A 25745-nucleotide genomic window follows, 5' to 3' on the forward strand; every position below is an offset into this window, starting at 1 on the left:
AACCCGGCTTAGGCCGGGTTTTTTGTATTTGTTAATATGTTAAATTTTATGGGCGAATTTATGAAATTAAAACACGCACTTTTATTAACCGCTTTATTAAGCACCACCGCCATCGCTGCCAACACAACCCCCGTTGCTGGCGTAACCACCGTAGGCGCTAAGCTTGCTGGCGCAAAAGAAGCAGACGCAAATAATGCCTGCAAGTTTAATATTAAGTTTTCATCAGACCCACAAGTTAAAGAACAACAATTAAATGTAGCGCCTAATGTTGATTTAAATTTAAAGCAGTTTGTTGCCACCAAACAAGTAAAAGCTGCAAATATCTCTAGTAATGTAATTTGCCAGCAGTTAGTTGGTCAGTACTACTCAGGGTCAGAACAAGAGTGGCAGGGCTTTATTAAAAATGGGATTCAAGGGCTACTAAAAGCCGGATTTAAAGAACTACAATATACTAAAGTAGGATCTGATGATGCCGCTTATACGGGCTCTTTAGATAATATGGAATACATATTTACTGGCGATATTAGCGGTAATAAGCAAGTAATTCATAACTTAGCTGTACTTGATAAAGCGAATAATCAAGTAATTACCTTATCGGTAAGCGGTAACGAAAAAGTAACTCAAGAAATACAAGACGAATACCAACGCCTGGTTAATTCATTTAGCTTGTAATTATTTCTCTCGTTTTGCGTGGGTGAATCTCACGTTTCGGGTGTGCCTCACGATTCTCGTGACAAGCCTCACGTCTCGCTCGGGCAAGCCTCACGCCTACTGGTGGGGGATACACCATTACGTAGGCGCTAAGCTTGCTGGCGCGTTAAAGCGCAGATTTACAATATTATATGATGCTTGATATTTCGCACGGGCAAGCCTCACGCCTACGGGGCGTTTTTATTTGTGGAGGGCGATCATTTTTGCTCTTTTACAAAAATGGCATTATTCACTATTGTTTCTTTATGTTTAATATAAAGGAATAATCATGGCTGATTCATATAAAAGGCGCAAAGGACGTTGCTCAATTGAGAATCACTATTATGCCGTGACAATATGTTGCATATCACGGAGGCCGCTTTTTACTCACTTTAAAAATTCGCATTTGATTGCGCAAACTTTATATGAGTTTTCAATTACACAAAACCTTACCACAATATGCTATGTGATTATGCCTGATCACCTGCATTGGATTTTTAAACTCACAGGTTCAAAGCCACTATCAGCGGTGGTAGGTCAGTTTAAAAGCATGACAACGTTAAAATACAACCGATTAAATCAATGTAATGGTGCGATATGGCAGGCAAATTTTTATGATCACCTTATAAAAAACAATGATGATTTAATTAACCAAGCAAGGTACATAGTGGCAAACCCATTAAGAGCCAAGTTAGTTGATCGTGTGGGTGATTACTCATATTGGGATTGTATATATTTGTGATTTTCGCATTTACGGTCGTCGGGATAAGAGATTAAACATCGTAGGCGCCAAGCTTGCTGGCGCAAAGAGGAGAAATACCGGCACGGTGAGGGGGTAAAATTTGCGTGGGCAAAACCCTCACGATTCGCATGGGCGTGCCTCACGTTTCGCGCGGGCAAGCCTCACGCCTACTGGTTTATGAATATTTTTCTTTTGCGCGTTGATAATTTTCGATGTCAAATCGGCATAGGTGTTCTAATTGGGCTTTGACATTTGGCTCATTAAAGTAGTTTTGAAGCGTGCTTTTTACATGCTGTTTTTTCTCATCTAAAAAGCTGTCGGTAGTATTGTGGTTGCCTATGTTAATTTGCTTGTTTGATAATTGTTTAATTTGTTTGCTAAAGCTATCTAAGTTATCAAGGAAGCCGACAACTTTATAGGCTGCTAAATTATCTGCAAATTCACTTTGTATCTTTTGCGCATCAGCTGCATCTTTTGCAAAACGACCGGTTATACACATACTCATTACGTTGGCCATTTGCCAACCTCTGCGGTGAGCTAAAATGCGGTCTACTTCTGCAATGAGGTGGTCGTTATTCAGGTTATTAGGCGCCATAATTGGTAAAGAGTTAGTTAGCTTGTTATATATATAATTTGAAATAAAGCGTGAAACAGGCTCTCTTAATACAGTTATAAAGTGATGCCGCTGTGCAAAGTTTTCAATAATATGTTGATTTGTGCTCACATGACCGCTTATGTATTGCCAGTTTTGCGCTAAATGATAAGCAAGCAGGCCATTTAATTGCTGCGCATGATGATCGCTAAACTGTGCAATACTATCAAGATCGGTTATCTCTTTATTAAATGTAGTCAAACTCATTTCAATAGCACCTTCACGGCTAAAACGGGCTTCACCTGGCCTTGCAAATTGTTCACGCATTGCTAAATCAATTGAGATCCCCCCAGATTTAGGAACATGCACAAACGCAAACTTAGCTTGGTTTTGTTGTGCTTTGCCTACTCGATGCAGTTTTACGTCGTAGCCTAAACGATTAATAAGGTGCTTTATATTTTGTTTCATCATGAAGTCATTTTTTTAATAAGCGTAATTGCTTTATAAAGGGTTTTAATAATGCAGGGAAGTTTAACACAGCCTGATGTAATATTTGGGCGTAACGCTTAGTATTTGAATGGAAAAATAAAAAACCATAACTTGCTATCATGTAAGAGATAACAGTAGCCCACGCAGCTCCTACTCCGCCATATTGAGGAATTAATACGGCATTTAATACAATGTTTGTTATTGCGCCGCATACACTTGATATAAGGCTATATTTATAAAGTTTTTCAATAATTAGCCATTTTGATAGTATAGCCCGTTGAAATATAAAAATACTCGCGAATATATGTATGCTAAGTATTGTTGCACTTGCGCTGTATTCGTCAGTGTATAGTAGCGAAATTAAAGCGGGTGCAATAAAATAGGTTGTAATACTGAGTATCAACGCACTTAGTGTCAGTACCACTATAAGTTGTTGTAATAAGTTTTGATATTTTAAATAATTACTAAATTTTAATTGGCTAAGTTGTGCGGTAAAAGCATTGGCAATGAGTACCGGAAATACGTACCACACTTCAGATAATTTAGCCGCAGCAGCATAATAGGCTACAGCATTTATACCTATAATGTTAGCAAGCATGATTTGATCAATCTTTAAATATATTGTTGCTGCTATTCCTGAAAATAATAACCACTTACCTTTTTGTGCTAATGCAATATAACTACGAGAGGATGTTTTACGTTTGATAAAGTGATGATTTTTTCCTTTTACGTAGGTCAATAAATAAATGGAGCCAATCAGTACATACTCTAAGCCCTGCAGCATAATCAGTAAATTAAGTGATGCGCCATTTAAAATAACGATACATTTTAAACTGTTAAGCACGAGTAATATAATTAGGCGAACTTTTAATAATGCTGAAACTTGTTGTTTGGCTAAAAAGAAAAACTCTATAACGTAAAAAGCACTAAAGCTCTGCAGTGTTATTAATAATAATATATAGGTGTTATTTGGGTTACTTATAATAAGTACAAGCATTAGCCCTAAGGCAATTGCAAGTAAGGCACCATATAAGCGAATAATAATTGCGCTTTTGAGATAGTAGTGAGCGTTATTTGGGTTTTTTACGATATATTTTGTGACTATATTATTTAGACCCATAATAGTCATCGGTAAAAATAGCCCAGCCATAGAAAGTATATATGCATATTGCCCGAAAACCTCAGGGCCGCCAACACGTGCTAAAAGCACACTATTAAAAAAGCTGAGGCCTAATAGTATGCATTTTTCTGTAATTAATAATGCGCTGTTTTTTATACCTGAAAAGGTAGACATGACCACTCGTGAAGATATTTAACAAACAAGGTACTATAACTCATAAAAAATGCCTGTAAAAGCTTGAAACGAGCATTACAGCTGTATATGCTTCGCTGTCGGTTTTTAGTAGGAAAAATGGAAGTTTTTATGTTAATTGAAATAAAAGGCGTACAGTTTGTTAATAAAGGAGCTGAACTCATGCTGCACGCAATTTTGCAGCAGCTTAACCTTCATTTCCCTCATGCCGAAATTTGCTTAGCGCATAATGTAAACTCTCCTTACAAAAAAAGAGCCTCTATAGGCGCTTATCAAAAAATAAATTTACGAAAAAACATTGTTGATTTAAATCGCCTTTTTTATTTTGTTCCGGCATTTATTCGTCGTTATTTTAAAAATCGCTTTGGCATTGTTACAGAGGCTGATGTTGATGTGATACTTGATGCTTCTGGCTTTGGCTATGGTGATCAGTGGTCTGATTTAATTATGCAGCAAGTTGCATGTGAAGTGACAAGAATGAAGGGCTTGGATAAAAAGTATATTTTTATGCCGCAATCTTTAGGCCCTTTTACTCGCCCTAAGAATAAAAAATATGCCCAGCAAGCATTTGCAAATGCAAGTTTGGTATTTGCTCGTGAAACGCCGTCATATGAACATGTAATTGCATTACTGGACAATACTCAGCATGTTCATCAATCCCCTGATTTTACAAACTTACTTGAGCCGACTTTTTTTGATGAGTATAAACGCTTTGATGATTACATTATTATTGTGCCTAACTCTAAAATGCTTAGCAAAAAAAATAAAGATAAATGGTGGCGAGACAATTACACTTTAACTTTAATATCACTTGCTAATAAAGCAGTAAAATTAGGTGAGAAAGTGGTTATTTTAAACCACAGTGGTATTGATGATGCAGCATTGTGTATTGAAATTGCAGATAATGTAACAAAACCCATTGAAATAATTGAACCAGAAGATGCAATTCGTGTTAAGGCTTTAATTTCATTTGGGAAGTTGGTGATTAGTTCACGCTTTCATGGTTGCGTTAGTGCGCTTTCTCAAGCTATACCGTGTATTGCAACCGGTTGGAGCCATAAGTATCAGGAGCTTTTTTCTGAGTATGAAGTGGCTAGTTTATTGCTAGTTTCTGGTGAGTCAATAGATGAAATTGAACAGCGGTTAGAAAAGTATTTACAGCAACTCACCGATAAGAAGTTAGAGCTTAAAAAACATGCAGTGCTGTATAAGCAGCATAGTAATGAAATGTGGCAAAAAGTGGTTGATGAAATTAAATAGACTCTGTTTGTATCGTAATATTTAAGTGAAGCTATTGTACACTAAGTATATAAATAAATTAGTTTGAGATTTAGCTTGCCATTAAGTTTAGTTTTTACTGCAAGTAGTTAACTTATATTAAAATTTCACTGTACGTTTTTAATTTTTATTGTGGTGTAGAGGTTGTAAAATCCATACCCTTTTTTAGGTAATGAGGATCAAGTAATGAAAGGGCTATATATTAATGTGTGCTCACCAATTATTCCGTCAACATTTAGTGACTCTTTGTTAGTAACAAAACTAAATGAAAAGTGTACAGCGATCCATAAAACTGAATACCTTTTTTCTACTCAAACAATGCATATTGTTGGCTGGTTTATCTATAAGGGAAAACTCAATAATTTTGAAGCGTTATCAAATGATCTTAAACTTTTTGGATTGCAAACATTAGAAAAAATAGATTCTGGTGTTTATTCTGGGGTTGTCACTCTAGATGGAGATGATTATTTTTTTATAGATAAAATGGGCTTAAGTATTCATTTTTTATTTAAGCAGGATGAAAAAGTTATTATTTCTGCTGCGCTGCAAACGATTAAAGATAACTTTGCATTAACAGTTTCTGACGTACATGAGTCTATACTGCGAAAACGTGGACACCTTTTTGGCCCTTATACACAGTATCAAGAAGTAACCTGTATACCGCCTGGCGGAATTGTTTCACTTAATAATGGCGAAATTGTATCTAAAAAAAGTTTAGCCAGTTTAATAAACCCTACAAGTAACCAGTTAGAGCAAATACCCAGTAAAATAAAATCATTAATCAAATTAATTCCTGAACAAAAAAGATGCTTGGCGTTATCTGGAGGGTTTGATTCGCGCTTAATTTTGAGTCAAAGTGATATGCAGGATGGGTATTGCTATGGCCCGAAAAATAGTGCTGATAGACCTATTGCTAGGCAGTTTAAGGCTAATTTTAAAAACTTTTATGAATTTGAATTTGATGGAGCACCAGCAACCAGCAATGACGTTGAAGTATTTGATTTTTTGGTTGAGTCGCCTAGGAAATATAATAACCCTCACTTTATAAGTGCTTATTATACCGCATTTGAGCTAACAAAAAGTTCAGATTTCTTTTTTGATGGTTACTTAGGGGACGTTTTTAAGAGGGGAACTTATTTGTATTTCCCTGGGCTATTAGGTGAAATATATCGCTTTTTTCCTCTGCTTTATAAAGTGCGCCCCCTTAGTGCGCAAGCTTTGCTCAAAAAGCGCTATAATAATTTGACTGTTCAAGAGTTTACAGTCTTATTTAATGACTTTGAGCTTGAAACACAAGAGCTAAATATTTCAGACTATAATAAGGTAATACTTTATGAGTCATTTTTAGCGCGAGGTCGCAGATATATCTCTCGGGGAGCATTAGTCATTAATGGCTGCTTTAAAGAAGTTGTCCCTGTATTTATGTCACCTGATTTGCAAAGTATTTTTGTAAATCAGGATTATTGCGATGCTGTTACGTTTAAAAATATAAAAAAAGTATGGCAAAACGTTGATAGCTATTATAAAAATAAAAAGTTTGAAAATGGATATAGTTTAAATACACCTAGTTTTATGATGCCTAAGTTAGCGCTTTTTTATAGGTTGTTAATTAATTTTATGCCAGGTTTTCAAAATTATTCAACCAAAAAATAATGTATATTTTAGCTTCAAAGTAAAAGTATGGCTTTAAAATCATGTGCTAGGTCATTAATGTTGTTTTTTTAAGTCAAAGTTGGGTTACGAAGTTTTACAGTTTTACAGGGTGTAATCTTGTATACTTAGTATGATTCTTATATGATTGCGGCGCTTTTTTCGCAAGCTTTAGGTTTTTAAAATTTAGAAACGTTTACGCTATTTTAAAGATAATCTTTACATCGATTTAGTTTAATAAATATTGCCTAATTTTGTTCTCATCTATCGTGATGTTTTTAGGGATAATTCAGGAGTTGGAAATTGTTTAAGGTTGATTTTTTGTGATTCTAACAACTTTTGCGTTATTTATTAGCTCATTTATGAGCCTTTTCATATTTCGAAAATTTGCAATTTTAATTAATTTAGTGGATCAGCCTAATGCTCGGAAGCAACATAGTGGCTCTATTCCCCTTGTTGGTGGATTGGCTGTATTTATCGTTGTGTTTTCTTATCTAATCATCTTTCCTAATACAATATCTTCTGCAATGCTTTACTTAAGCTGTGCCAGTATTCTCTTGTTTGTTGGCGTTTTAGACGATTTGTACGATATCAGTTTTCGATTTCGTTTAATTTTGCAGGTTGTTATTTCTGCCTTTATGATGTTTTTTGGTGGCTTAATTCTTAATGATGCTGGTGCTATATTTGGCGACGTTAATGTTAACTTGTCGTTTTTTGGTTACATAATGACCGTTATTTGTGTTGTTGGTGCCATTAATGCCTTTAATATGGTTGACGGTATTGATGGCTTACTAGGCGCCTTAGCAACTATAACATTTAGCTCTTTGGGGGTTTTATTTTATTTTAATGGTCAAAATGAATTAATGGCTTTCTGTGCCGCAATTGTAGTTGCTACTATTCCTTATATATTAATGAATTTAGGTATTCCTCTAGGACAACGCTTTAAGATTTTTATGGGAGATGCTGGTAGTACGGTTATTGGTTTTACTGTGGTGTGGTTGTTGCTCGAAGGCTCACAATCGACCGACCGTGCATTTAGTCCCGTAACTGCACTTTGGTTAGCGGCAGTGCCTATTATTGACGCTGTTTCTACAATAGCTCGTAGGGTAAAGAAAGGCCAATCTCCCTTTAAGCCTGATCGTGAACATTTACATCATATTCTTCTTCGCTTGGGTTTTTCTAGCCGCCAAGCTCTCGTCGTGATTTGTTTTATTTCGGCTTCTCTTGCAGTCATAGGTGTGCTCGGTGATGTATTCAATATACCTGAATATATTATGTTTTACGCATTTATTGTACTCACTGTGATGTATTACTTTTTTATGTTAAGAATCTGGCGAATTAGTGTTAGGATTCGTCGCCTATTTAAAGTGCAGTAATATAGTTTGCTGCTTAAGTTGTTCACTGAAAGTAACAGTTTTTTTTATTGGTTATACTTTGATGTACATAATAAATATGTAGAAATTTTAATGTCTAAAAAATCAAACTAACAAAAATGGATGTAAATTTGACTAGTCAAAATCAAGCTCAAAATCAAAAGTCAGATGATATAAAGTTATCTCATCTAATCGAGATTATTTGGAGCTATAAGCTCTTTATAATTAGTTTTACGTTTATTTGTTCTTTAGCAACTGTAATTTATGCTATATCAAAACCAAACGAATATGAAGCTAAGGGTATTTATATGCCTAAAGGGGAAGATTCTGCGGGCAGTTTATCAAAACTTGCAGGGCAATTTGGTGGCATTGCAAGTTTAGCGGGCGTTAACCTCGGTGGTGGCGGTGAAAATAAGACTGAAGTTGCTATTGAGTTACTTACATCGCGTTCTTTTTTACAGGCATTTATAGAGCGCCATAAGCTAACAGCTCCTTTAATTGCTGCCGAAAGCTGGGATGAGCAAGCTAATAAGTTAATTTATGACTCTGAGCTCTATGATGCTGAAAATGACATATGGGTACGAGAGGCTCCTCCTGGTAAACAAGTCGAACCCACAGCATGGGAAGCCTATGAGTTTCTTAAAAAGAATATTGCTATTGAATATGAATCAAAAAAAGGCATTGTAAGTATATCATTAACTTACTATTCGCCTTATTTGGCTGCTGAGTGGTTGGAACTGTTAGTAAAAGATATAAATTATTTTTGGCAGCAAAGAACAATTGATGAGAGCGAAAGATATATTGAGGTACTTTCTAGTAAAGCTCAAAGCACTCAACTAAGCGAATTAAGAGAAATATTCTTTGGGCTAATAGCGGAGAAAACTAAAGCAAGCTTGCTAGCACAAGTAACTAAAGAAACTATGTTTGAAACTGTTGCGAAGGTGGTTGTTCCTGAAGAAAAATCAGCACCGAGCAGAGCGTTACTGTGTATTGTTGGGTTTATTTTTAGTGGTTTTTTTGCTTGTGTTGTATCTCTGTTTTTGGGAATTAACAAAAAACGAGAAGAGCTGTACGGCAATTAAATGATAAATCTTACAATAGGGAGTTACCGTAAATTTTGGTCTCAACTGGCTGTTGCCATGATGTCGGTGTACTTACTAACTGATATGTTGTCGGGTTTTTCAATTATATATTTAGGGATAGATATTAAAGCATCTCTTATTTATAAAGTCCCTTTGTTAATGTTGATATTGAGTTTAATCGCCCAAGAAAATATATTGAAATTTAATATATTATTGTTTTTAGTTATCTTAATTTTTATTGGCCCTCTCTACCAATTTTATGAACATGCACGATTAGACTTTTTTATTAATGATTTTTCAACAGCTATAAAAGTTTTGACACCTGTTTGTATATTTTTCTTATATCGTGAATGGTATAAAAATGAACCTGAATTTGCATTGAAAAGTACTCATAGAATATTAAAGCTCGGTTTTATTATTTTAAGTGTTAACTTTATTATTGGCGCCATAGGTTTAGGAAAAAGCACTTACGACTTTGGTGGCGGAGAAACTGCAGGGTCTACGGGGCTTATTATGGCTGGTAATGAGTTAGGAGGTGCCTTTTTAGTTGCTTTTACTTATATGCTACATATGTGCTGGAATCATAAAAGTAAGAAGCTGTATTTATTACTTTCTTTATTCACTGTTTTTTGTGGTGTTAGTGTATCGACCAAAACTACTATTTTAGCTTCCCTATTAATTGTTTTTTTAGTTCCTATAGTGAATGAACGGCATAAACTTTATTCATTTACATTATTAAAAATGGGCATTTTTATTCCTATTATTACTTTGATTATTATAGCCATAATTTTAGCTGTAGAAATGCTACAGTCCTTAGGTTTATACGATAGGATGATTTTTTTATATAAAAAAGCAGGCATTCTAGGGATTATATTATCAGGGCGTGATGTTATGACTGCAGAAAACTTTGACATTGTAGTAAACCATAGCAGTTTGTTTGAGCAATTATTCGGCCAAGGTGAAGCGCTATCTTTAAAACGCTCAGACGGTTCAGCAACGTCTGAGGTGGACGGGGCTGACATATTAAATTTTTATGGAATATTTACATTTCTAGCCGTTTGTAGTTTTTATATTTATACGTTTGCGAAAGCACACCAACAAACAATTAAAAATATAAACTTTTTCTCTCCTTTTATTCTTTTAGCAAGCTTTACTCTTTTAGTGCTTTCTCAACTCAGTGGTCATATTTGGGGATCTGGAACGGCAGGTATTTTAATTGGAGTGATGCTTGGCTCTTTGAATGCGACTGATAAAAGTCACTAGAGTAAGCTTTGGCTTTGTTTTTATTTATAATTTAATGATTTCTGCTTAAATTTTTTACAATGTCGATAAGTTACTCTTATTCGTCAATATATAATAAGAATATGTTTTTTGGTTTTCCTATATGAGTTATAAAGAAAAGCTTTGTTACTATTTTAAAGTATTGCCTGCTTCAATGAATACAGCAAACTTGTTGTAATAAGAATATATTTATTAAGTTAATACACCAGACTTAAAGGTTTCAGGATTTATATTATGAATTTAGTTATTCTCACTGGCCGCTATCCTTCACAAAGTAGCCCTTACAGCCACATGTTTGCTCATACTCGCTCAAAGCAGTATATAGCACAAGGCCATAGTGTTACTGTATTAGTACCGAGTGAGAGTTCGTATACATATACTATTGATGGTGCGGTTGTAATTTTGGGCCCCGTTAATGAGCTTGCTAAATTATTGCTAAACGCGGACCGTGTAATGATACACTTGCTATTGCACCGCTTTAGTAAATCAACTGATGCGGGTGTGCTGTACCGATGTGTTTTAGATAATAAAATCCCTACATTATTTTTTATTCACGGTGTTGAAGCTCAAACTATTTGGAGTGATAGGCGTGATGATATTTCGTGGCATTCACCGAAAAGTATTGCTCGTTGGTTGTACCGTGATTATTACTTAATAAAAAGAATGATAAACACGCTTACTGAGTTTGTTGAGTCAGATATGCCTGTTAAATTTATCACTCCCTCAAAATGGATGCTAAAAGAGGCTATAAAAAATACAGGCGTAGATCTGAGTAAAAAGTCACTTGTTATTGCCAATGGTATAGACACAGCGAACTTTTGCTTTACTGAACGTTGGGCTGATAGGGATAAGTTATTAAGTATTAGACCCTTAACTTACCGTGGTAAATATGCTGTTGATTTAGTTCTTGAGACAGCAAAAAGAATGCCTCCTAATATCCACACTGCTCTTTATGGTATGGGCCCAGATGAAGAGAAAATTAAAAATGTTGCACAGAAATTAAATATTACAAATCGTTTCTGTTTAAATTCACGCTTTTTACAACCTATTGAAATACCAAAAGTTCATCAAGGTGCAGGTATTTATTTAGGTGTTACTCGTATGGATGCACAAGGGGTTTCAATGTGTGAGGCTATGTCGTCAGGTTTACCTACTGTGTCTTTTTCTACGTGTGCTATACCAGAGTTTATTGAGCATAATGAAACAGGTTTATTAGCTAAACCTTATGATATGGATGAGTATAGCTCTCTAATTGGGGAGTTAGTTGAAAATAGAAGCTTATTTGAAAAAATAGCAATGAATGCGCATAGGTCTATGGTAGAAATAGATATAGTTAAAACTTCAACTCAAGAGCTTTCGGCTAAGTTGGATGTAAAGTAATGCGTGTTGATTTTTCTATATGTACGCCGGTATTTAATCGAGCTCACTTATTACCCCGCCTATATGCAAGCTTATTGTTAAATATTGATGAAAACATTTCATTTGAGTGGCTAATTGTTGATGATGGCAGCACTGATGATATTGCTGCTTTCATATCAATGGTTCAAGCTGAGGGTGTAGTAGATTTAAAATATATAAAAAAAGCTAACGAAGGTAAACATTCGTGCATGAATGTGTTTTTTGCACAAGCTCGAGGAGAGCTAACGCTTATTTTAGATTCGGATGATAAGCTTGTTGAAGGCGCACTAAAGCAAGTTAAAAGTATTTGGGAGTCGCTGGCTCAGCGTGACGATATTGCGGGGATTATAGGCCTATGTTTAGATATGGCCACACAAAAGCCAAGTGCTCAGTACTTTGTTAATGATCCAATGGAATCTACATTACTAGAAAATGCTTATAAATATAATATGAAGGGAGATCGTTGTGATTTTATTAGAGCGTCTTTATTTCAAGATAAGTCTTTTCCTATCTACGCTGATGAAAAATTTATGCCTGAGGCGGTTATTACCGTTTTATTTGATGCAGATTATAAATATTACTGCACTAATCTGGCGTTTAAAGAAATTGAATATCAAGCAGATGGTTTAACTAATTCTTATGCAACATTGGCTATGAAGAACCCTAAAGGTATGGTTTTAAGGTTTGAGGTTGTATTAAATAATTATAATTTAATTAAACTTGTGGTAGGGCGTAATAAGCTAAAGTTCTACAGTAATTATATGCGGTATTTGATTCACCGTAGTGGTTTTTTTGTGGCTTATAAAGCGTATTTTAAAGTGGCGAAGTTTTTTAAGTTAAGTTGGTTTGTGGGTTGTTTTATTGGCTCTGCTTTTGCTGTTTTAGATAAGATTAAAAAATAATGGCGTTATTTTGGGGGTATTTTTCACGGTTTTCTAGTCTTGCCAGTAGCCTGATTATTATGCCTTTTGCTTTGGTGGCTTTTACTGAGGCAGAGTTTTCTCTTTGGATGGTTTTTGTTGCTTTTTATGCCCTAATTGTTGTATTTGATTTTGGTTTAAGTACTACATTTTCAAGGCAGATTAATTATGTTTTATGTGGGGCGCAAAGCCTAAATAAAGTTGGTGTCTGTGAGCACACTGATAAAAATAGCATTAATTACTTACTCTTTTCTAAAATAATAAATAGTGCAAAGTTTGTATTTTTTTTCATTGCTATTATTACTGTTGTGATACTCGTTGCTGCTTATTTCTTTTTTTTAAACCCTATAGCCGCTAAATCGGATTTAGACATTTCTTTAGTGTGGCTTCTTTATAGTTTAGCAATCATTATAAATATTTTTTGTTTACTTTATAATGCCCTGTTTTTTGGCACTAATAATGTAGCAAGTATTTATAAGGTAACGAGTTTTAGCAATTTAATATTTTTTGCTTTTGCTATAACATTGATTATTTATGATTACACCTTGATGGCTATAGCCATCGCTAGGCTACTTTCTGCTATTATTTACTACGTAAGCGCTAATTACGAAATTAACAAGCTTAAAATGCTCCATGGTTACGTTAAAACTCGCTGGCAAGATACAAAAAGTACATTGATTTTGTTATTACCGAATGCAGGGCGTATAGGTGTTGTTTCTTTGGGGAATTTTATGCTGACAAAGCTTTCTATTTTGATTGTTGCATACTATTTTACAGCCTCTGAGTCTGCTAGCTACTCTCTAGCTCTTAACTTATTTACAATACTGTCTTCGGTTAGCCTATTATATATGACTGTTGTAACCCCTATATTGAACCGAGCAATTCAAGATGCTGATTTTTCTTTAGTAAAAAAATTACAGTTTAAAGTGAGGTTAGTGTGTTTAATTACATGCTTATTAGGAAGTGTGTCGGTCCTTGTTATTGTTCCTGAATTGCTTAAATTGATAGACTCTAAAACCAGCTTGCCAAGTATTTATGTGCTTGTGCTTTTTAGCCTTATGGTTTTTTTAGATGTAAACAGGCAACTGTCAATGAACTTAATTGCTGCTACAAACCATATTCCATTTTATAAGGCGATTGTTTTCTCAGGCGGTGTTTCACTATTACTAATAATAGTTGTATTGGAATTAGGTTATTTATCATTATTAACGCCTGTGATTGTGGCGTTGTGTGTCCAGACTATATTTAATAATTGGTACTGGACGCTAATGGAGAGAAACATACTAGTTAAAAAAGGGATGTGAGAGGTCTACTTTTAAAGTAGTTGTAAGCTTCCACATATCTCTTTTGCTTTATTAAATTCTTTATTTATATAAGGAACTGGTTGGAAGTTTTCTATTTGATTTATCTTATCAGCAATTACTGACACGTTATAACAGCCTAAGCCGAAATGGTTTTCTTCTACAAACTTAACAAGATCTTGTTGATGTGGATCAACCCTTTCTGTGTTTTGAACTACTATTACTTTTTTACCCATTTCTAAAAGGTTATACACACTGCCCGCTCCTGCATGGGTAATTATAACGTCAGCATTTTGATAATATACGTTTATGTTTTTAACAAAGCGTATTGTGGTGATTTTGTCATGATTATAATCGCCGTCAGCAATTTGAAAGATAGCGTTGTGGTTAGCGTTTAAGGCTTTTTCAACGGCGAAAAATAGAGAGTCATAGCGAGTGCTGCCAACAGTAACAAAAATATTCATAATCTTCCTGAAAAAATCGCTTTAGGGTAAGTGCTTTGTAATGTTTCATTCTGAATATAGAATGTATCTGCAATTCGATACATAATTTTCCCAGTTAATGAAGGGGTATAAAAGCGAGACCAGGATTCTAAAAAGATAACTTTTTTACCAAGCAACTTAAATATAATAGCAGGTAATACAACCATGCCAGGGCCTGTTGACACTAAACCTTTAACTTGAAAGTTTTTTAAAATACTTAAACATTGTATTGAAGTGGTGAGTGAATTATTAGCCAGTTGAAAAGGGGCTTTCCAAATACTAAATTTACCTCGAGGTTCAGGACAGCGAAAATGTTTAAGCGAATTGAAATGGTCGTCTGTGTCGGATATTGATACAAAATCAAAATCAGTGTGTGATTGCATTAATGCTAGAAGCCTCTTCATCTGTTCTTTATGTCCGCCACTGCCGTAAATTATTAAAGTAATAGGTTTGTCTTTCAAAAGGGCTCCGGAAGAGTTGCAATAATTTGTGTATTATAATTGAGAGTGTTTTTGCTGACTAGCGATAAAGTTGCATCCTGCTCCGTTTAGCGAAAACTATTTTTATTAACCGTTACTGCTTGAGATATGTAATTATTTTTTTTGTTAGTGATGTGGGGTTGTAGTTATTCAATACTTCAGGTTTGCCATTTAAACGGTAATCATTTGAATTATTAACTACTTCTTCAATTCCTTTTTTTAAATGTTCTACGTTGTATTTTTCAATCGTGATACCTACGTGAGGTTTTACTATATCTGCAACGGGTCCGTTATTAAATGCAACTATAGGAAGGTTTAAGCTCATCGCCTCTATAAAAACCACACCGAAAGAGTCGTAAATTGAAGGTAAACAAAAAATATCACTATTTGATAGTGCTTTACTCTTTTCCTCTTCTTCAAGCCATCCTAAAAAGCTTACTCTAGACTGTACATTTAGACTTTGTGAAAGTTGCTTTAATTCGCTCTTTAAGGGGCCATCCCCAATTATTTTTAGAGTCATATTTGGAAGTTCAGCCATAGTTTTAATTATTAGCTCAATCCCTTTTCCATCAATTAATCTAGCCATTGAGACTAACTTAACGATATGGCCTATTGGTTTTTTATCTACTATGTTCTGTTCTGTAAAGTTAAATAACTTGTGAGATAGGGGGTTTGCAACAACTAATATCTCTTTTTTTATTCCTTTTTTAACTAATAACTCTTTCCACCATGGAGTAACTACAACAACTTTATCCGCAGGTGAGAGAAAGCATTTAATTAAAAATCCCCCCCATTTGCTTTGCATATACTTTGACAATGTAGGAGAGTGAAAGTGGATAACAACTTCGCCTCCTAATAATTTAGCAGTAATAGCAATAATAAATTTTCGCAACATAGAAAGCCAAGGGCCACAATGGAGCCAGTAAACCCTTCTTGATTTTAAATTTCGAAATGAATGAATTACTAATTTTACCCAAGCAATAAAAAAATAGATTACTCTGCTTTTTTGGTCATTATGCGTATTAATTCTTTCAAATTTTTCATTTAAATTATAAAAGCTTTCTTCAAATGCTTTTAATACACTGCTTATCCCGCCTTTGGTTTCGGTTGAATGGGTGCCAATAATATAAATTAATGCTTCACTCATTTTAAAGCCTTAGAGCGCAATCCGGCTAATAGAGGGAAGTTACTTGAGAGCAAATAGCGTGTTTTTTTTATAAAAAAACCGCCACGTAAATGCTTTAAATATAGACAAAAATGGTATCTTTTTTTACTAGCTGAAATGCACATAAAACTTTGGTTTATTTTATTGTTCTTGCTCATTAACTGATTGTGCTTATTATAAAACTGTGAATATCCGTTGAGTTTATTTTCTATAGTACTAATACGATCTTCTTCATGACCTTGGTGCTGAATATATGAATAACCATGTATTTTTTTAGCCGTTCCAAATACTAAAACTAGTCTAACCCATGTGTCGTAATCTTGGCACGCTTTAAAAGTTGTGTCGAAGCCCTGAATAGCTTTAAGTTTATGACTCTCAGTGAACACCTGATTGGTAGCGTAATTATAACTTAACATGTCATTTAAGGAGAGTTCTCTATTAGTCGCATCAATTACTTTTCCTTTTCGCCCATAAAACCAAAGAACACCGTGTGATAAGAAAGAGTACTTTGGGTCATAATTTTCTAAAAAAATCTTAATACGGTCGGGTAAAAACTCGTCATCATCGTCAAGACCAGTAATAAATTGCCCATTTGCATTGTTTATGGCTTTATTACGAGCAGCGCATGCACCTATGCTTTTTTGCTCTGTTATCACTAGTAGTCTGGGTTCTTTCAGGCTTAGCTCATCTAACCATTGCTGTGTGTTATCTGTTGAGCCATCATTTACTACAATTAGTTCAATGTTTGTGTATGTTTGACTAAAGACAGAGCGTACGGCACGCTTTAAAAAATCTAAACGATTCTTTGTTGGTAAGTAAATTGTTACTAGGGGAGATTCTAGTGATGACTCGCTCGCACTCATTCTTTTTTATTGCACTTTTATCCTTAAATTTTACGACACTTTACCTCAGAGAGTGCCTAAAAAGCAAAGTTTGTCATTAATGTTTCAGGGCCGTTTTAAATTATATAACTTCATAGTAGAATGCGCGAAAGCTTATATCTAATAGCTATTTGAGGCTATCGTAAGATACTACTTAACCTGCGTTATTTAATTAAGTAAGGTTAAATGTTATAAAAAAGCACTTTTTAAAGAGTGTGCACTTATGGTGAGCAATAAACGCTATTACTTTAAGGTATTTAATGTATTAATGTTTTTAGGAAAATAAATGAAAGTTTTAACAGTATTTGGTACTCGTCCTGAAGCAATAAAAATGGCGCCACTTGTATTAGCTTTAGCGCAAGAGCCTGCTATTGAGTCTAGAGTTTGTGTAACTGCACAACATAGGGAAATGTTAGATCAAGTACTAGAACTTTTTAAAATTGTACCTGAATATGACTTAGATATTATGAAGCCAGGACAAGACTTATACGACATTACGAGTAAAATATTACTCGGTTTACGTGATGTTTTAGAGGAATTTAAACCTGATTGGGTTTTGGTTCATGGTGATACTACAACGACGTTTGCGACATCAATGGCGGCCTTTTATAAGCAAATTAAAGTAGGGCACGTTGAAGCTGGTTTAAGAACAGGCGATTTATATAGTCCATGGCCAGAGGAAGCAAACCGTACGCTAACAGGAGTTATTACTGCTAAGCACTTCGCGCCAACTCAAGCATCGGCTGATAATTTGTTGCGTGAGCATGTATCTAATTCTAATATTGTTGTTACAGGTAATACAGTTATTGATGCTTTATTGCAGGTAAGAAATAAAGTACTTGCGACTGACGATACGCAAAAAATGATGACTCAAAAGTTTGCTGATATTATTGATAAACCTTACGTATTAATAACAGGTCATCGTCGTGAGAGCTTTGGTGGCGGATTTGAGCGTATTTGTGAGTCTATTTCGCAATTAGCAATTAAATATCCAGATCACAGCTTTGTTTATCCTGTGCATTTAAATCCTAATGTACAAGAGCCAGTAAATCGTCTACTTGCTGATAAACCTAATGTGAAGCTTATTGAACCGCAAGATTATTTACCTTTTGTGTTTTTGATGGATCGGTCTTTCCTTATTTTAACTGATTCGGGCGGTGTGCAAGAAGAGGCGCCAAGTTTAGGTAAACCTGTTTTGGTCATGCGTGATACAACTGAAAGACCTGAGGCTGTTGAAGCTGGTACAGTTAGATTAGTCGGGACAGATGTAGCTAAAATAGTAAGTGCTGTAAGTGAATTAATAGAATCACCTTCTCTTTATAAAGAAATGAGCAGAGCACATAACCCTTATGGCGACGGACAAGCAAGCCAACGTATTATTGATAGCTTATTGAACAATATAGAGATAGAAAAATGAAAATAGCAGTTGTTGGTAGTGGTTATGTTGGTTTATCAAATTCAATGTTATTAGCTCAGCATAATGAGGTTATTGCGCTAGATATTGACCAAAATAAGATAAAATTACTTAATAACAAAAAATCTCCTATTGTTGATCAACAAATCGAAGAGTTTTTACAAAAACAAGAGTTAAATTTTACTGCTGTATCAGAAAAAAAAACAGCTTATGAAAATGCAGATTTTGTTGTTATTGCCACTCCCACAGATTACGATCCACAAACCAATTACTTTAATACAAGCTCAGTTGAAGCTGTAATTACAGACGTATTAGCTATAAACCCTGATGCGACAATGATTATTAAATCAACGGTGCCGGTTGGGTTTACTCAGTCTATTAAAGATAAGTTTAATTGTAATAATATTATCTTTTCGCCTGAGTTTTTACGTGAAGGTAAGGCGCTTTACGATAACCTGTATCCGTCACGTATTGTAGTGGGTGAGCAAAGCGAGCGAGCAGCAACTTTTGCAGGTTTACTTAAGCAAGGCGCTATAAAGCAAGACGTTGAGGTGTTATTTACCGATTCAACAGAAGCTGAAGCGATAAAGCTTTTCTCTAATACGTACTTAGCAATGCGAGTGGCTTACTTTAATGAACTTGATAGTTATGCTGAGGCACATGGGTTAAGTAGCAAACAAATAATTCAAGGGGTTGGTTTAGACCCCCGTATAGGTAATCATTACAATAACCCTTCATTTGGTTATGGTGGTTACTGCCTACCCAAAGATACCAAACAGTTATTAGCAAATTACAAAGATGTTCCTAATAACATTATAGGCGCCATTGTCGATGCGAATCGAACACGAAAAGATTTTATCGCGGAATCAATTATTAATCGTAAACCTAAGGTTGTCGGTGTTTATCGGTTAGTTATGAAGTCGGGTTCGGATAACTTTAGAGCCTCTGCCATTCAAGGTATTATGAAGCGCATTAAAGCAAAAGGAATTGAAGTTGTTGTTTTTGAGCCAGTACTTGAAGCAGATGAGTTTTATCATTCTCGGGTAATCAAAGATTTAAATGAATTTAAGCAGCTTTCAGATGTTATTTTATCAAACCGTATGGTTGATGAACTGACTGATGTTGCAGATAAAGTTTATACGCGTGATTTATTTGGTAGTGATTAATAGCAAATACGTAAATGGATTACGGGGGCAGCGATACACTTAGTTCAGCCCCCGTATATTCTACACTTGTTATTCTTAGGGAAGATTAATTCTAATTAAAGGACTACCCTTGAAAGCTGTAATCCCCGTTGCCGGTTTAGGCACCCGTATGTTGCCAATGACTAAGGCAATTCCTAAAGAAATGCTCCCGTTGGTTGATAAGCCGCTTATTCAATACATAGTAAATGAGTGTGTTGCTGCAGGTATTAAAGAAATTGTACTCGTAACACATAGCTCTAAAAATGCCATTGAAAATCACTTTGATACTAGTTTTGAACTAGAGGCCACGCTAGAAAAGCGGGTTAAGCGGGCTTTACTTGACGAAGTTCGCTCTATTTGCCCTGCAGATGTAACCATTATGCATGTACGCCAAGGTGAAGCTAAAGGCTTAGGGCACGCCATTTTATGTGCAAAACCAATCGTTGGTGATGACGACTTTGTGGTGGTGCTACCTGATGTAATCCTCGATGCTTATACCGCAAATCAAAAAACTGAAAATTTAGCGGCGATGATAGCTCGCTTTGAGCAAACGAAAGCCAGCCAAATTATGCTAGAACCCGTTGCTCTTGAAGATGTTAGTAAATACGGTATCGCTGATATTAACGGTGTAGAGCTAACCGCTGGTGAAAGTGTAGTAATTAAAAAAATGGTTGAAAAACCAGCCTCAGAGGTTGCTCCTTCAAACTTAGCCGTTGTTGGTCGTTATGTTTTAAGTAAAAATATTTGGTCATTACTCGCTAAAACTCATGTAGGTGCTGGTGGTGAAATACAGCTTACAGACGCGATTGATGCATTATTGGCTATTGATACGGTAGAAGCGTTTCATATGAGTGGCCGCTCACACGACTGTGGCGATAAGCTCGGTTATTTAAAAGCGATTGTAGAATACAGCATGCGAGATAAAAGCTTAGGCGATGAATTTACTGAATATATGAATGAGTTGGTTAAAGGTTAAAGGTTAAAGGGATTAGATAGAGATTAAGCCAAACACGGCATTAAAATTCACTGCATCAGGCTTCGGGGAACGAGCTATGAACCTCGAACCTATCCCTTCCCAATCTCAACCTTTACATCTTCCCCCAACACTTCCCTATATTTTGCTGCGAGTGCATTTTTAGCGTCATCATCGCCGTGGACTATTTTTATATGGCGGGGCTTTTTGCGCATACCGGTTACAAATTTGATGAGACCTGCTTGATCTGCATGGGCGCTGTAGCCGCTTATAGTGTGTATTTTTGCGTTAATATTAATGCGGAGATTATTAATAAATACATAACCATTTTTTGGGCCGTATGTTTGTATGTCTCGACCTAATGTTCCGCGCCCTTGGTAACCTACAAATAGTACGTCGGTGGTTTCATCTGTTAAAAATCGCTCTAGGTAGTTAACTATTCGTCCGCCGGTGCACATACCGCTTGGCGCTAGAATAATAGCGGGGGTTTGACGGGTGGCTAAGTAATTTATTAAAGCTAAGTGCTCGCTATGGGTATTTATTGTAGTGAGGTTTTCAAAGTCGAGAGGGTGGCGGCCTTTGGCTACTTTTTGTTTTGCTTCTTCATCCCATAAATATTTAAATTTTCGATACTGCTGAGTAAAGTTAGCCGCCATGGGGGAGTCGAGTATTACTTGTATTGTGCGCCAAGGTGAGTTTTTAGTTGAAGCATGAATTAGCTGTTCAAGTTCGTATAACAGCTCTTGTGTACGGCCTATACTAAATGCAGGCACAAGCACGATGCCGTTGTCGGCAACTGCGCGCTCAATCACGGTTTTTAAGGTTTGCGTACGTTGCTTTCGTCCTTGATGGTTTTTATCACCATAGGTTGACTCAATAACTAAAGTATCTGCTTTATAAGGCGCTTTAGGTGCGGGTAGTAAAGGCGTATAGGGCGCCCCTAAATCACCTGAAAAGACCACTCTATGAATATTGTTAGCTTTGTGGGGAGGTGTGCTTATGTCTATTTCTACATAAGCTGAGCCTAAAATATGTCCTGCTCGTTGTAGTCGGGCTTTAGCCGTGTGCTCGCCTTTGCAAGGTAGCTCAAACCAGGTTTTAAAATCAACTTCAATAATTTGCTGTTTAAGTAACCTTAGGCAGGTATCTATTATTTTTTGATCTCGCGTGACGCCCACTTTTAATGCATCTTCAATCACTAGTGGCAGTAAACTGGCCGATGCAATAGAGGTAAATATGGGTCCTTTAAAGCCAGCCATTAATAAGTAGGGGATTCGGCCAACATGATCGATGTGACAATGGGTGACGATCAGCGCGCGGACTGTATCTATATTAAATTCAATATTAAGATCATCAACAGAATCTTCACCTTGAAATAGCCCGCAGTCAATTAGAAAAGAGCTTTGATCGTTTATTATCAGCTGGTGGCATGAGCCTGTTACGCCATTTACCGCTCCGTGGTGAAGTATTTGCATTTTATGTCCTTATGTTTTGGCTGCGGGCAACGGCTCGAAGCTAGCAGCCAGAAGCTAGCACTTAGAGCCTAAGCCTTTATTTTATAGGTAAATATAGCAGGTATTTTAATGTCGGAGGGGCTTTATACGTAACGGACGGGCCACGAGCGGCGGGCAGAGGGCCTAGTACCTATCACTTCGAACCTAAACCCTAATACTGACGCGGGGTGAACCCGCTGCTACAGGCATAAAAAAACCTTGCGATATTAACCGCAAGGTTTTTAAATTTCTCGAACCTCGAACCTCGAACCTCGAACCTCGAACCTCGAACCTCGAACCTCTGACCTAGCCCTTAAAAGCGTCTTGTAGTGGTGGCACTACTTGCTTTTTACGGCTTAATACGCCGTCTAGCCATACTTTACCGTCTTCTGGTTTTTCACCATAAGCTTGCTCAACTAGGCTAGCATCGTCTGATGCAATTAGCATTTGTGAGCCTTCTTTCATAATGTCGGTCAGAAGTAAAAATACTGAATGACGACCGCCTTCTTCTTTAAGCTTCGCGATGTCGGCTTCAAGGTCGGCTTTAATCTCGTCAAATACCGCAAGGTCAATAACTTCTAACTGACCAATACCAACGAGGTTACCGTTCATGTTAAAGTCTTTAAAGTCACGCATTACTAAGTCACGTACTGGCGTATCTTCAACGGCTGATTTAACGCGGAACATGTCCATGCCTAGTTCTTTGAAGTCTTCAATGCCTGCAATTTCTGCAAGCGCTTCAACACATTTAATATCGGCAGTAGTACAGGTTGGTGACTTAAAAATAACCGTGTCGCTTAAAATAGCGCAAAGCATAATGCCAGCAATATCTTTAGGAATCTCAACGTTGTAGAAGTCATACATCATTTTAATAATGGTGTTAGAACAACCAACAGGGCGGATCCAACACTCAAGCGGTGTCGATGAGGTTAAATCACCTAGTTTATGGTGATCAACCACGCCTACTACGCGAGCCTGATCAATATCGTCAGGTGCTTGGGTTTTTTCTGTGTGGTCTACAATATAAACGTCTTCGCCAGCGTAGCTAAGTTTTAGCTCAGGTGCTTCAAAACCGAATTTATCTAAAATAAATTGTGTTTCTGGTGACACTTCACCTAGGCGAGTTGGGATTGCTGGTTCATCAATTTGGTTTTTTAAATAAGCCAGTGCAATTGCACCACATATTGAATCTGAATCTGGGATTTTATGGCCCACTACATACATTGACATGACTAAACTCCTTAAAATTTGCCGATATTCTAGCAAAGTCTTTGGGTTTTAACATATAGACAGTGTAATTAAGTTTTGGTTACACTTTAAATCGATATTATTAATTGGAAGACCCATATGCAACTCGGCCGAAAAGGTTGGAACAATGTTATTATTTTTTCGATGTTGATTATGATCTTCTTTTTAAATGGACTGCATAAAAACATAGGGAATGATGAAACACAGGCGCAATTGCAGCCACTACTTCCTCCTCAAAGTTTCGTATTAACACTTAAATTTATCGACCAAAAAATTGAGCGTATTGGCACTAGTTGGCGTAGTACTGCTTTACAAAAAAATGTACCGCTTAGTTGGCAAGGTTCAGAGCAGCAACTTAGTGAGCTGGTTTATTTATGGCAAAATACCGCGCTGATGACCACCATCACACCTGATGCGCTTGATATGAATAAGCCACTATCGGTAGCCACGTTTGAACTCGCCGGTGAGCCCCTATCTTGGGTGTACTTATTATTTGAGGCGAATGGTCAGTATTATCTATTCGATAAAACCAGTCAGCGATTATTGTTGCTAGATTTAACTACTGCAAAACAATTATTTCCAAGTTTTACCTTTTCATAAGTGAGTTTTATTAATGCCTGAATTACCAGAAGTAGAAGTTAGCCGTATGGGCATTACCCCCCATGTACTAAACCAAGTTGTGACTAAGGTAAATATTCATAATGCCAGTATGCGCTGGCCTGTGCCAGATGAGGTGTATCAACTTGAGGGGTTAGTGGTTAGCAGTATTGAACGACGTGCAAAATACTTATTGTTAGAATGCGAGCTAGGCTCGGCTATATTGCATTTAGGTATGTCGGGTAACTTGCGGGTTGTGAACGCCAATGAGCCACTTAAAAAGCATGACCATGTTGAGTTTATTTTAGCGAATAATAAGGCGCTGCGTTTAAACGATCCACGTCGCTTTGGTTGCTGTTTATGGCAAGCACCCAATGAAGAGCATAAGTTACTTGCTAAATTAGGCCCCGAGCCACTCACCGATGACTTTTTTGCTAAACGTGTTTATGAGCAATCTCGTAATAAAAAAGTGCCTGTTAAGCAGTTTATTATGAATAACGCCGTGGTGGTGGGGGTCGGTAATATTTACGCTAACGAGTCGTTATTTAAAGCAGGTATCGATCCGCGAAAAGAAGCCGGTAAAGTAAGCCTAAAACGCTACCAAGCGTTAATCCCAATTATAAAAGACACCCTAGCCGCAGCAATTACTCAAGGCGGCACAACGTTGAAAGACTTTGCCCAAAGTGACGGTAAGCCAGGCTACTTTGCGCAACAGCTATTAGTGTATGGTCGAAAAGGCCAGCCTTGTGTAAATTGCGACACAGCACTAACAGAAATTCGTTTAGGCCAACGTAGCACCGTTTTTTGTGAGGTGTGTCAGAAGTAATTAGGTGTTAGGTGTTAGGTATTAGGTGTTAGGTACTAGGAAAACCTCAAACCTATGGCGCTCTCTTTCCGCGAGGCGCCTCTGTGCACTCTGTGGCGCAAAAGTTTAAAGGTGTTAGGTAGAGATTAAGCCAAGCACGGTGTTTGGATTAAACTTAGGTGGGTCTTAATGTCGCGCAGGTGTTTGGTTAAAGGTAAAAGAGCAGGTTTAGGGTGTTAGGTAGACATTAAGCCACGTACATTGCAAGGGTTGAGCGTATGCGGGGCTTTATGCCGCGCATTAGGTGTTAGGTAGAGATTAAGAGCAAAATTTAAGGTTGTATTTTATTAAATAAAAACTAAGCTCAAAATATATCATTAAGGATAATAGATATGATGAATTTTGAAAGTTTAGAGGTATGGAAACGAGCTGCTCGTTTAAGTGCAGATATATATAAAAATCCAACAATAACAAAAGATTTTGGTTTTCGAGATCAGTTAACACGCGCAGGATTGTCTGTACCTAGTAATATTGCTGAGGGAATGACACGAGATAGTGACAGAGAAAAAGTGCGTTTTTTAGATATTGCTCGTTCTTCTTTAGCTGAAGCTAGAACACAAATTTATATAGGTATTGATATAAACTATATTGATTCGAATGTCGGCCAACTTTGGTTGTGTGAAACATCTGAGTTATCAAAGATGCTATCGAGCTTAATCTCTAAAATTAAAGAACGAATCTGAGAGATTTAAATTGTTTAAGCTATTTTAATTGCCCATACTGATTTTATGGTTATTTTTGATAAAACCTAAAACCTAAAACCTAAAACCTAAAACCTAAAACCTAAAACCTAAAACCTAAAACCTAAAACGTAATTCCGAAAAACTAAAAGGAAAGTAGGAATTGCGTTTACGTG

24 protein-coding genes are annotated in these 25745 nt (G+C 36.3%); 16 read left to right on the forward strand and 8 right to left on the reverse strand.

Features of this window, described 5'->3' with window-relative positions; translation table 11 throughout:
• The first annotated feature begins 60 nt into the window (after positions 1–60).
• Both CWB75_RS11980 and CWB75_RS11985 read left to right on the forward strand, forming a co-directional pair.
• Positions 61–672 (forward strand): DcrB/PsbP domain-containing protein, encoded by a 612-nt coding sequence (locus CWB75_RS11980; RefSeq protein WP_138570746.1) that lies wholly within the window; start codon positions 61–63, stop codon positions 670–672.
• Between the two features lie 307 nt (positions 673–979).
• Complete coding sequence (locus CWB75_RS11985; protein WP_138570747.1) at positions 980–1432, forward strand: REP-associated tyrosine transposase; 453 nt, start codon at positions 980–982, stop codon at positions 1430–1432.
• Positions 1433–1607: 175 nt separating this feature from the next.
• On the opposite strand, the gene CWB75_RS11990 is transcribed toward CWB75_RS11985, so the two are convergent.
• On the reverse strand, positions 1608–2495 hold the full coding sequence (locus tag CWB75_RS11990) for a sulfotransferase family 2 domain-containing protein (RefSeq protein WP_138570748.1): 888 nt from the start codon (positions 2493–2495) through the stop codon (positions 1608–1610).
• Between the two features lie 4 nt (positions 2496–2499).
• Positions 2500–3807: a flippase gene (locus CWB75_RS11995; RefSeq protein WP_138570749.1), complete on the reverse strand. Its 1308-nt coding sequence runs from the start codon at positions 3805–3807 to the stop codon at positions 2500–2502.
• A 129-nt stretch (positions 3808–3936) separates the two neighbouring features.
• On the opposite strand from CWB75_RS11995, the gene CWB75_RS12000 reads away from it, so the two are divergent.
• The 8 genes from CWB75_RS12000 (at position 3937) to wzx (ending at position 14111) form a co-directional block, all read left to right on the forward strand.
• A complete protein-coding gene (locus CWB75_RS12000; protein WP_171039118.1) occupies positions 3937–5085 on the forward strand; it encodes a polysaccharide pyruvyl transferase family protein in 1149 nt (382 codons plus the stop codon).
• A gap of 204 nt (positions 5086–5289) precedes the next feature.
• The gene (locus CWB75_RS12005; RefSeq protein WP_138570751.1) at positions 5290–6756 is read left to right on the forward strand and encodes a hypothetical protein; all 1467 of its coding nucleotides are present in this window, start codon (positions 5290–5292) and stop codon (positions 6754–6756) included.
• Positions 6757–7076: 320 nt separating this feature from the next.
• Positions 7077–8129, forward strand: coding sequence for a UDP-N-acetylglucosamine--undecaprenyl-phosphate N-acetylglucosaminephosphotransferase (wecA, locus tag CWB75_RS12010; RefSeq protein WP_283234842.1), 1053 nt, complete (start codon positions 7077–7079; stop codon positions 8127–8129).
• A gap of 116 nt (positions 8130–8245) precedes the next feature.
• Positions 8246–9208: a Wzz/FepE/Etk N-terminal domain-containing protein gene (locus CWB75_RS12015; RefSeq protein ID WP_138570753.1), complete on the forward strand. Its 963-nt coding sequence runs from the start codon at positions 8246–8248 to the stop codon at positions 9206–9208.
• On the forward strand, positions 9209–10471 hold the full coding sequence (locus tag CWB75_RS12020; RefSeq protein WP_138570754.1) for an O-antigen ligase family protein: 1263 nt from the start codon (positions 9209–9211) through the stop codon (positions 10469–10471).
• 252 nt (positions 10472–10723) lie between these two features.
• On the forward strand, positions 10724–11869 hold the full coding sequence (locus CWB75_RS12025; RefSeq protein ID WP_138570755.1) for a glycosyltransferase family 4 protein: 1146 nt from the start codon (positions 10724–10726) through the stop codon (positions 11867–11869).
• Positions 11869–12789, forward strand: coding sequence for a glycosyltransferase family A protein (locus CWB75_RS12030; RefSeq protein ID WP_138570756.1), 921 nt, complete (start codon positions 11869–11871; stop codon positions 12787–12789). The genes CWB75_RS12025 and CWB75_RS12030 overlap by 1 nt, the downstream gene beginning before the upstream one ends.
• Positions 12789–14111, forward strand: a complete 1323-nt coding sequence (gene wzx, locus CWB75_RS12035; protein WP_138570757.1) for an O-unit flippase-like protein — start codon at positions 12789–12791, stop codon at positions 14109–14111. Before CWB75_RS12030 ends, wzx begins: the two co-directional genes overlap by 1 nt.
• An 11-nt stretch (positions 14112–14122) precedes the next feature.
• On the opposite strand, the gene pssE is transcribed toward wzx, so the two are convergent.
• The 4 genes from pssE to CWB75_RS12055 form a co-directional block, all read right to left on the reverse strand.
• A complete protein-coding gene (gene pssE / locus CWB75_RS12040) occupies positions 14123–14572 on the reverse strand; it encodes a PssE/Cps14G family polysaccharide biosynthesis glycosyltransferase (RefSeq protein ID WP_138570758.1) in 450 nt (149 codons plus the stop codon).
• Positions 14569–15051, reverse strand: coding sequence for a PssD/Cps14F family polysaccharide biosynthesis glycosyltransferase (pssD, locus tag CWB75_RS12045; protein ID WP_138570759.1), 483 nt, complete (start codon positions 15049–15051; stop codon positions 14569–14571). Before pssD ends, pssE begins: the two co-directional genes overlap by 4 nt.
• Positions 15052–15163: 112 nt before the next feature.
• On the reverse strand, positions 15164–16216 hold the full coding sequence (locus CWB75_RS12050; protein WP_138570760.1) for a glycosyltransferase family 4 protein: 1053 nt from the start codon (positions 16214–16216) through the stop codon (positions 15164–15166).
• Positions 16213–17097, reverse strand: coding sequence for a glycosyltransferase (locus CWB75_RS12055; protein ID WP_138570761.1), 885 nt, complete (start codon positions 17095–17097; stop codon positions 16213–16215). Before CWB75_RS12055 ends, CWB75_RS12050 begins: the two co-directional genes overlap by 4 nt.
• 304 nt (positions 17098–17401) lie before the next feature.
• Between CWB75_RS12055 and wecB the strand changes: the two genes are divergently transcribed.
• The 3 genes from wecB to galU all read left to right on the forward strand — a co-directional run bounded on the left by wecB (position 17402) and on the right by galU (position 20689).
• Complete coding sequence (gene wecB, locus CWB75_RS12060) at positions 17402–18532, forward strand: non-hydrolyzing UDP-N-acetylglucosamine 2-epimerase (RefSeq protein ID WP_138570762.1); 1131 nt, start codon at positions 17402–17404, stop codon at positions 18530–18532.
• Complete coding sequence (locus tag CWB75_RS12065) at positions 18529–19695, forward strand: nucleotide sugar dehydrogenase (RefSeq protein ID WP_138570763.1); 1167 nt, start codon at positions 18529–18531, stop codon at positions 19693–19695. Before wecB ends, CWB75_RS12065 begins: the two co-directional genes overlap by 4 nt.
• Before the next feature lie 109 nt (positions 19696–19804).
• Positions 19805–20689 carry a UTP--glucose-1-phosphate uridylyltransferase GalU gene (gene galU / locus CWB75_RS12070; protein WP_138570764.1) on the forward strand — a complete coding sequence of 295 codons (885 nt, stop codon included), beginning with the start codon at positions 19805–19807 and terminating at the stop codon, positions 20687–20689.
• An 89-nt stretch (positions 20690–20778) separates the two neighbouring features.
• Here galU and CWB75_RS12075 read toward each other — a convergent pair whose 3' ends face one another.
• Positions 20779–22161, reverse strand: a complete 1383-nt coding sequence (locus tag CWB75_RS12075) for an MBL fold metallo-hydrolase RNA specificity domain-containing protein (RefSeq protein WP_138570765.1) — start codon at positions 22159–22161, stop codon at positions 20779–20781.
• 324 nt (positions 22162–22485) lie between these two features.
• A complete protein-coding gene (locus CWB75_RS12080) occupies positions 22486–23409 on the reverse strand; it encodes a manganese-dependent inorganic pyrophosphatase (protein ID WP_055013427.1) in 924 nt (307 codons plus the stop codon).
• A gap of 117 nt (positions 23410–23526) precedes the next feature.
• Here CWB75_RS12080 and CWB75_RS12085 point away from each other — a divergent pair, with 117 nt between their 5' ends.
• The 3 genes from CWB75_RS12085 (at position 23527) to CWB75_RS12095 (ending at position 25572) form a co-directional block, all read left to right on the forward strand.
• Positions 23527–24027, forward strand: coding sequence for a hypothetical protein (locus CWB75_RS12085; RefSeq protein ID WP_138570766.1), 501 nt, complete (start codon positions 23527–23529; stop codon positions 24025–24027).
• Between the two features lie 13 nt (positions 24028–24040).
• Positions 24041–24850 carry a bifunctional DNA-formamidopyrimidine glycosylase/DNA-(apurinic or apyrimidinic site) lyase gene (gene mutM / locus CWB75_RS12090; protein WP_010390658.1) on the forward strand — a complete coding sequence of 270 codons (810 nt, stop codon included), beginning with the start codon at positions 24041–24043 and terminating at the stop codon, positions 24848–24850.
• A 374-nt stretch (positions 24851–25224) separates the two neighbouring features.
• Positions 25225–25572 carry a four helix bundle protein gene (locus tag CWB75_RS12095; protein WP_075170549.1) on the forward strand — a complete coding sequence of 116 codons (348 nt, stop codon included), beginning with the start codon at positions 25225–25227 and terminating at the stop codon, positions 25570–25572.
• Positions 25573–25745: the final 173 nt, after the last annotated feature.

The sequence above is a fragment of the Pseudoalteromonas sp. S1608 genome, from assembly GCF_005887265.1.
GTDB lineage: Bacteria > Pseudomonadota > Gammaproteobacteria > Enterobacterales > Alteromonadaceae > Pseudoalteromonas > Pseudoalteromonas undina.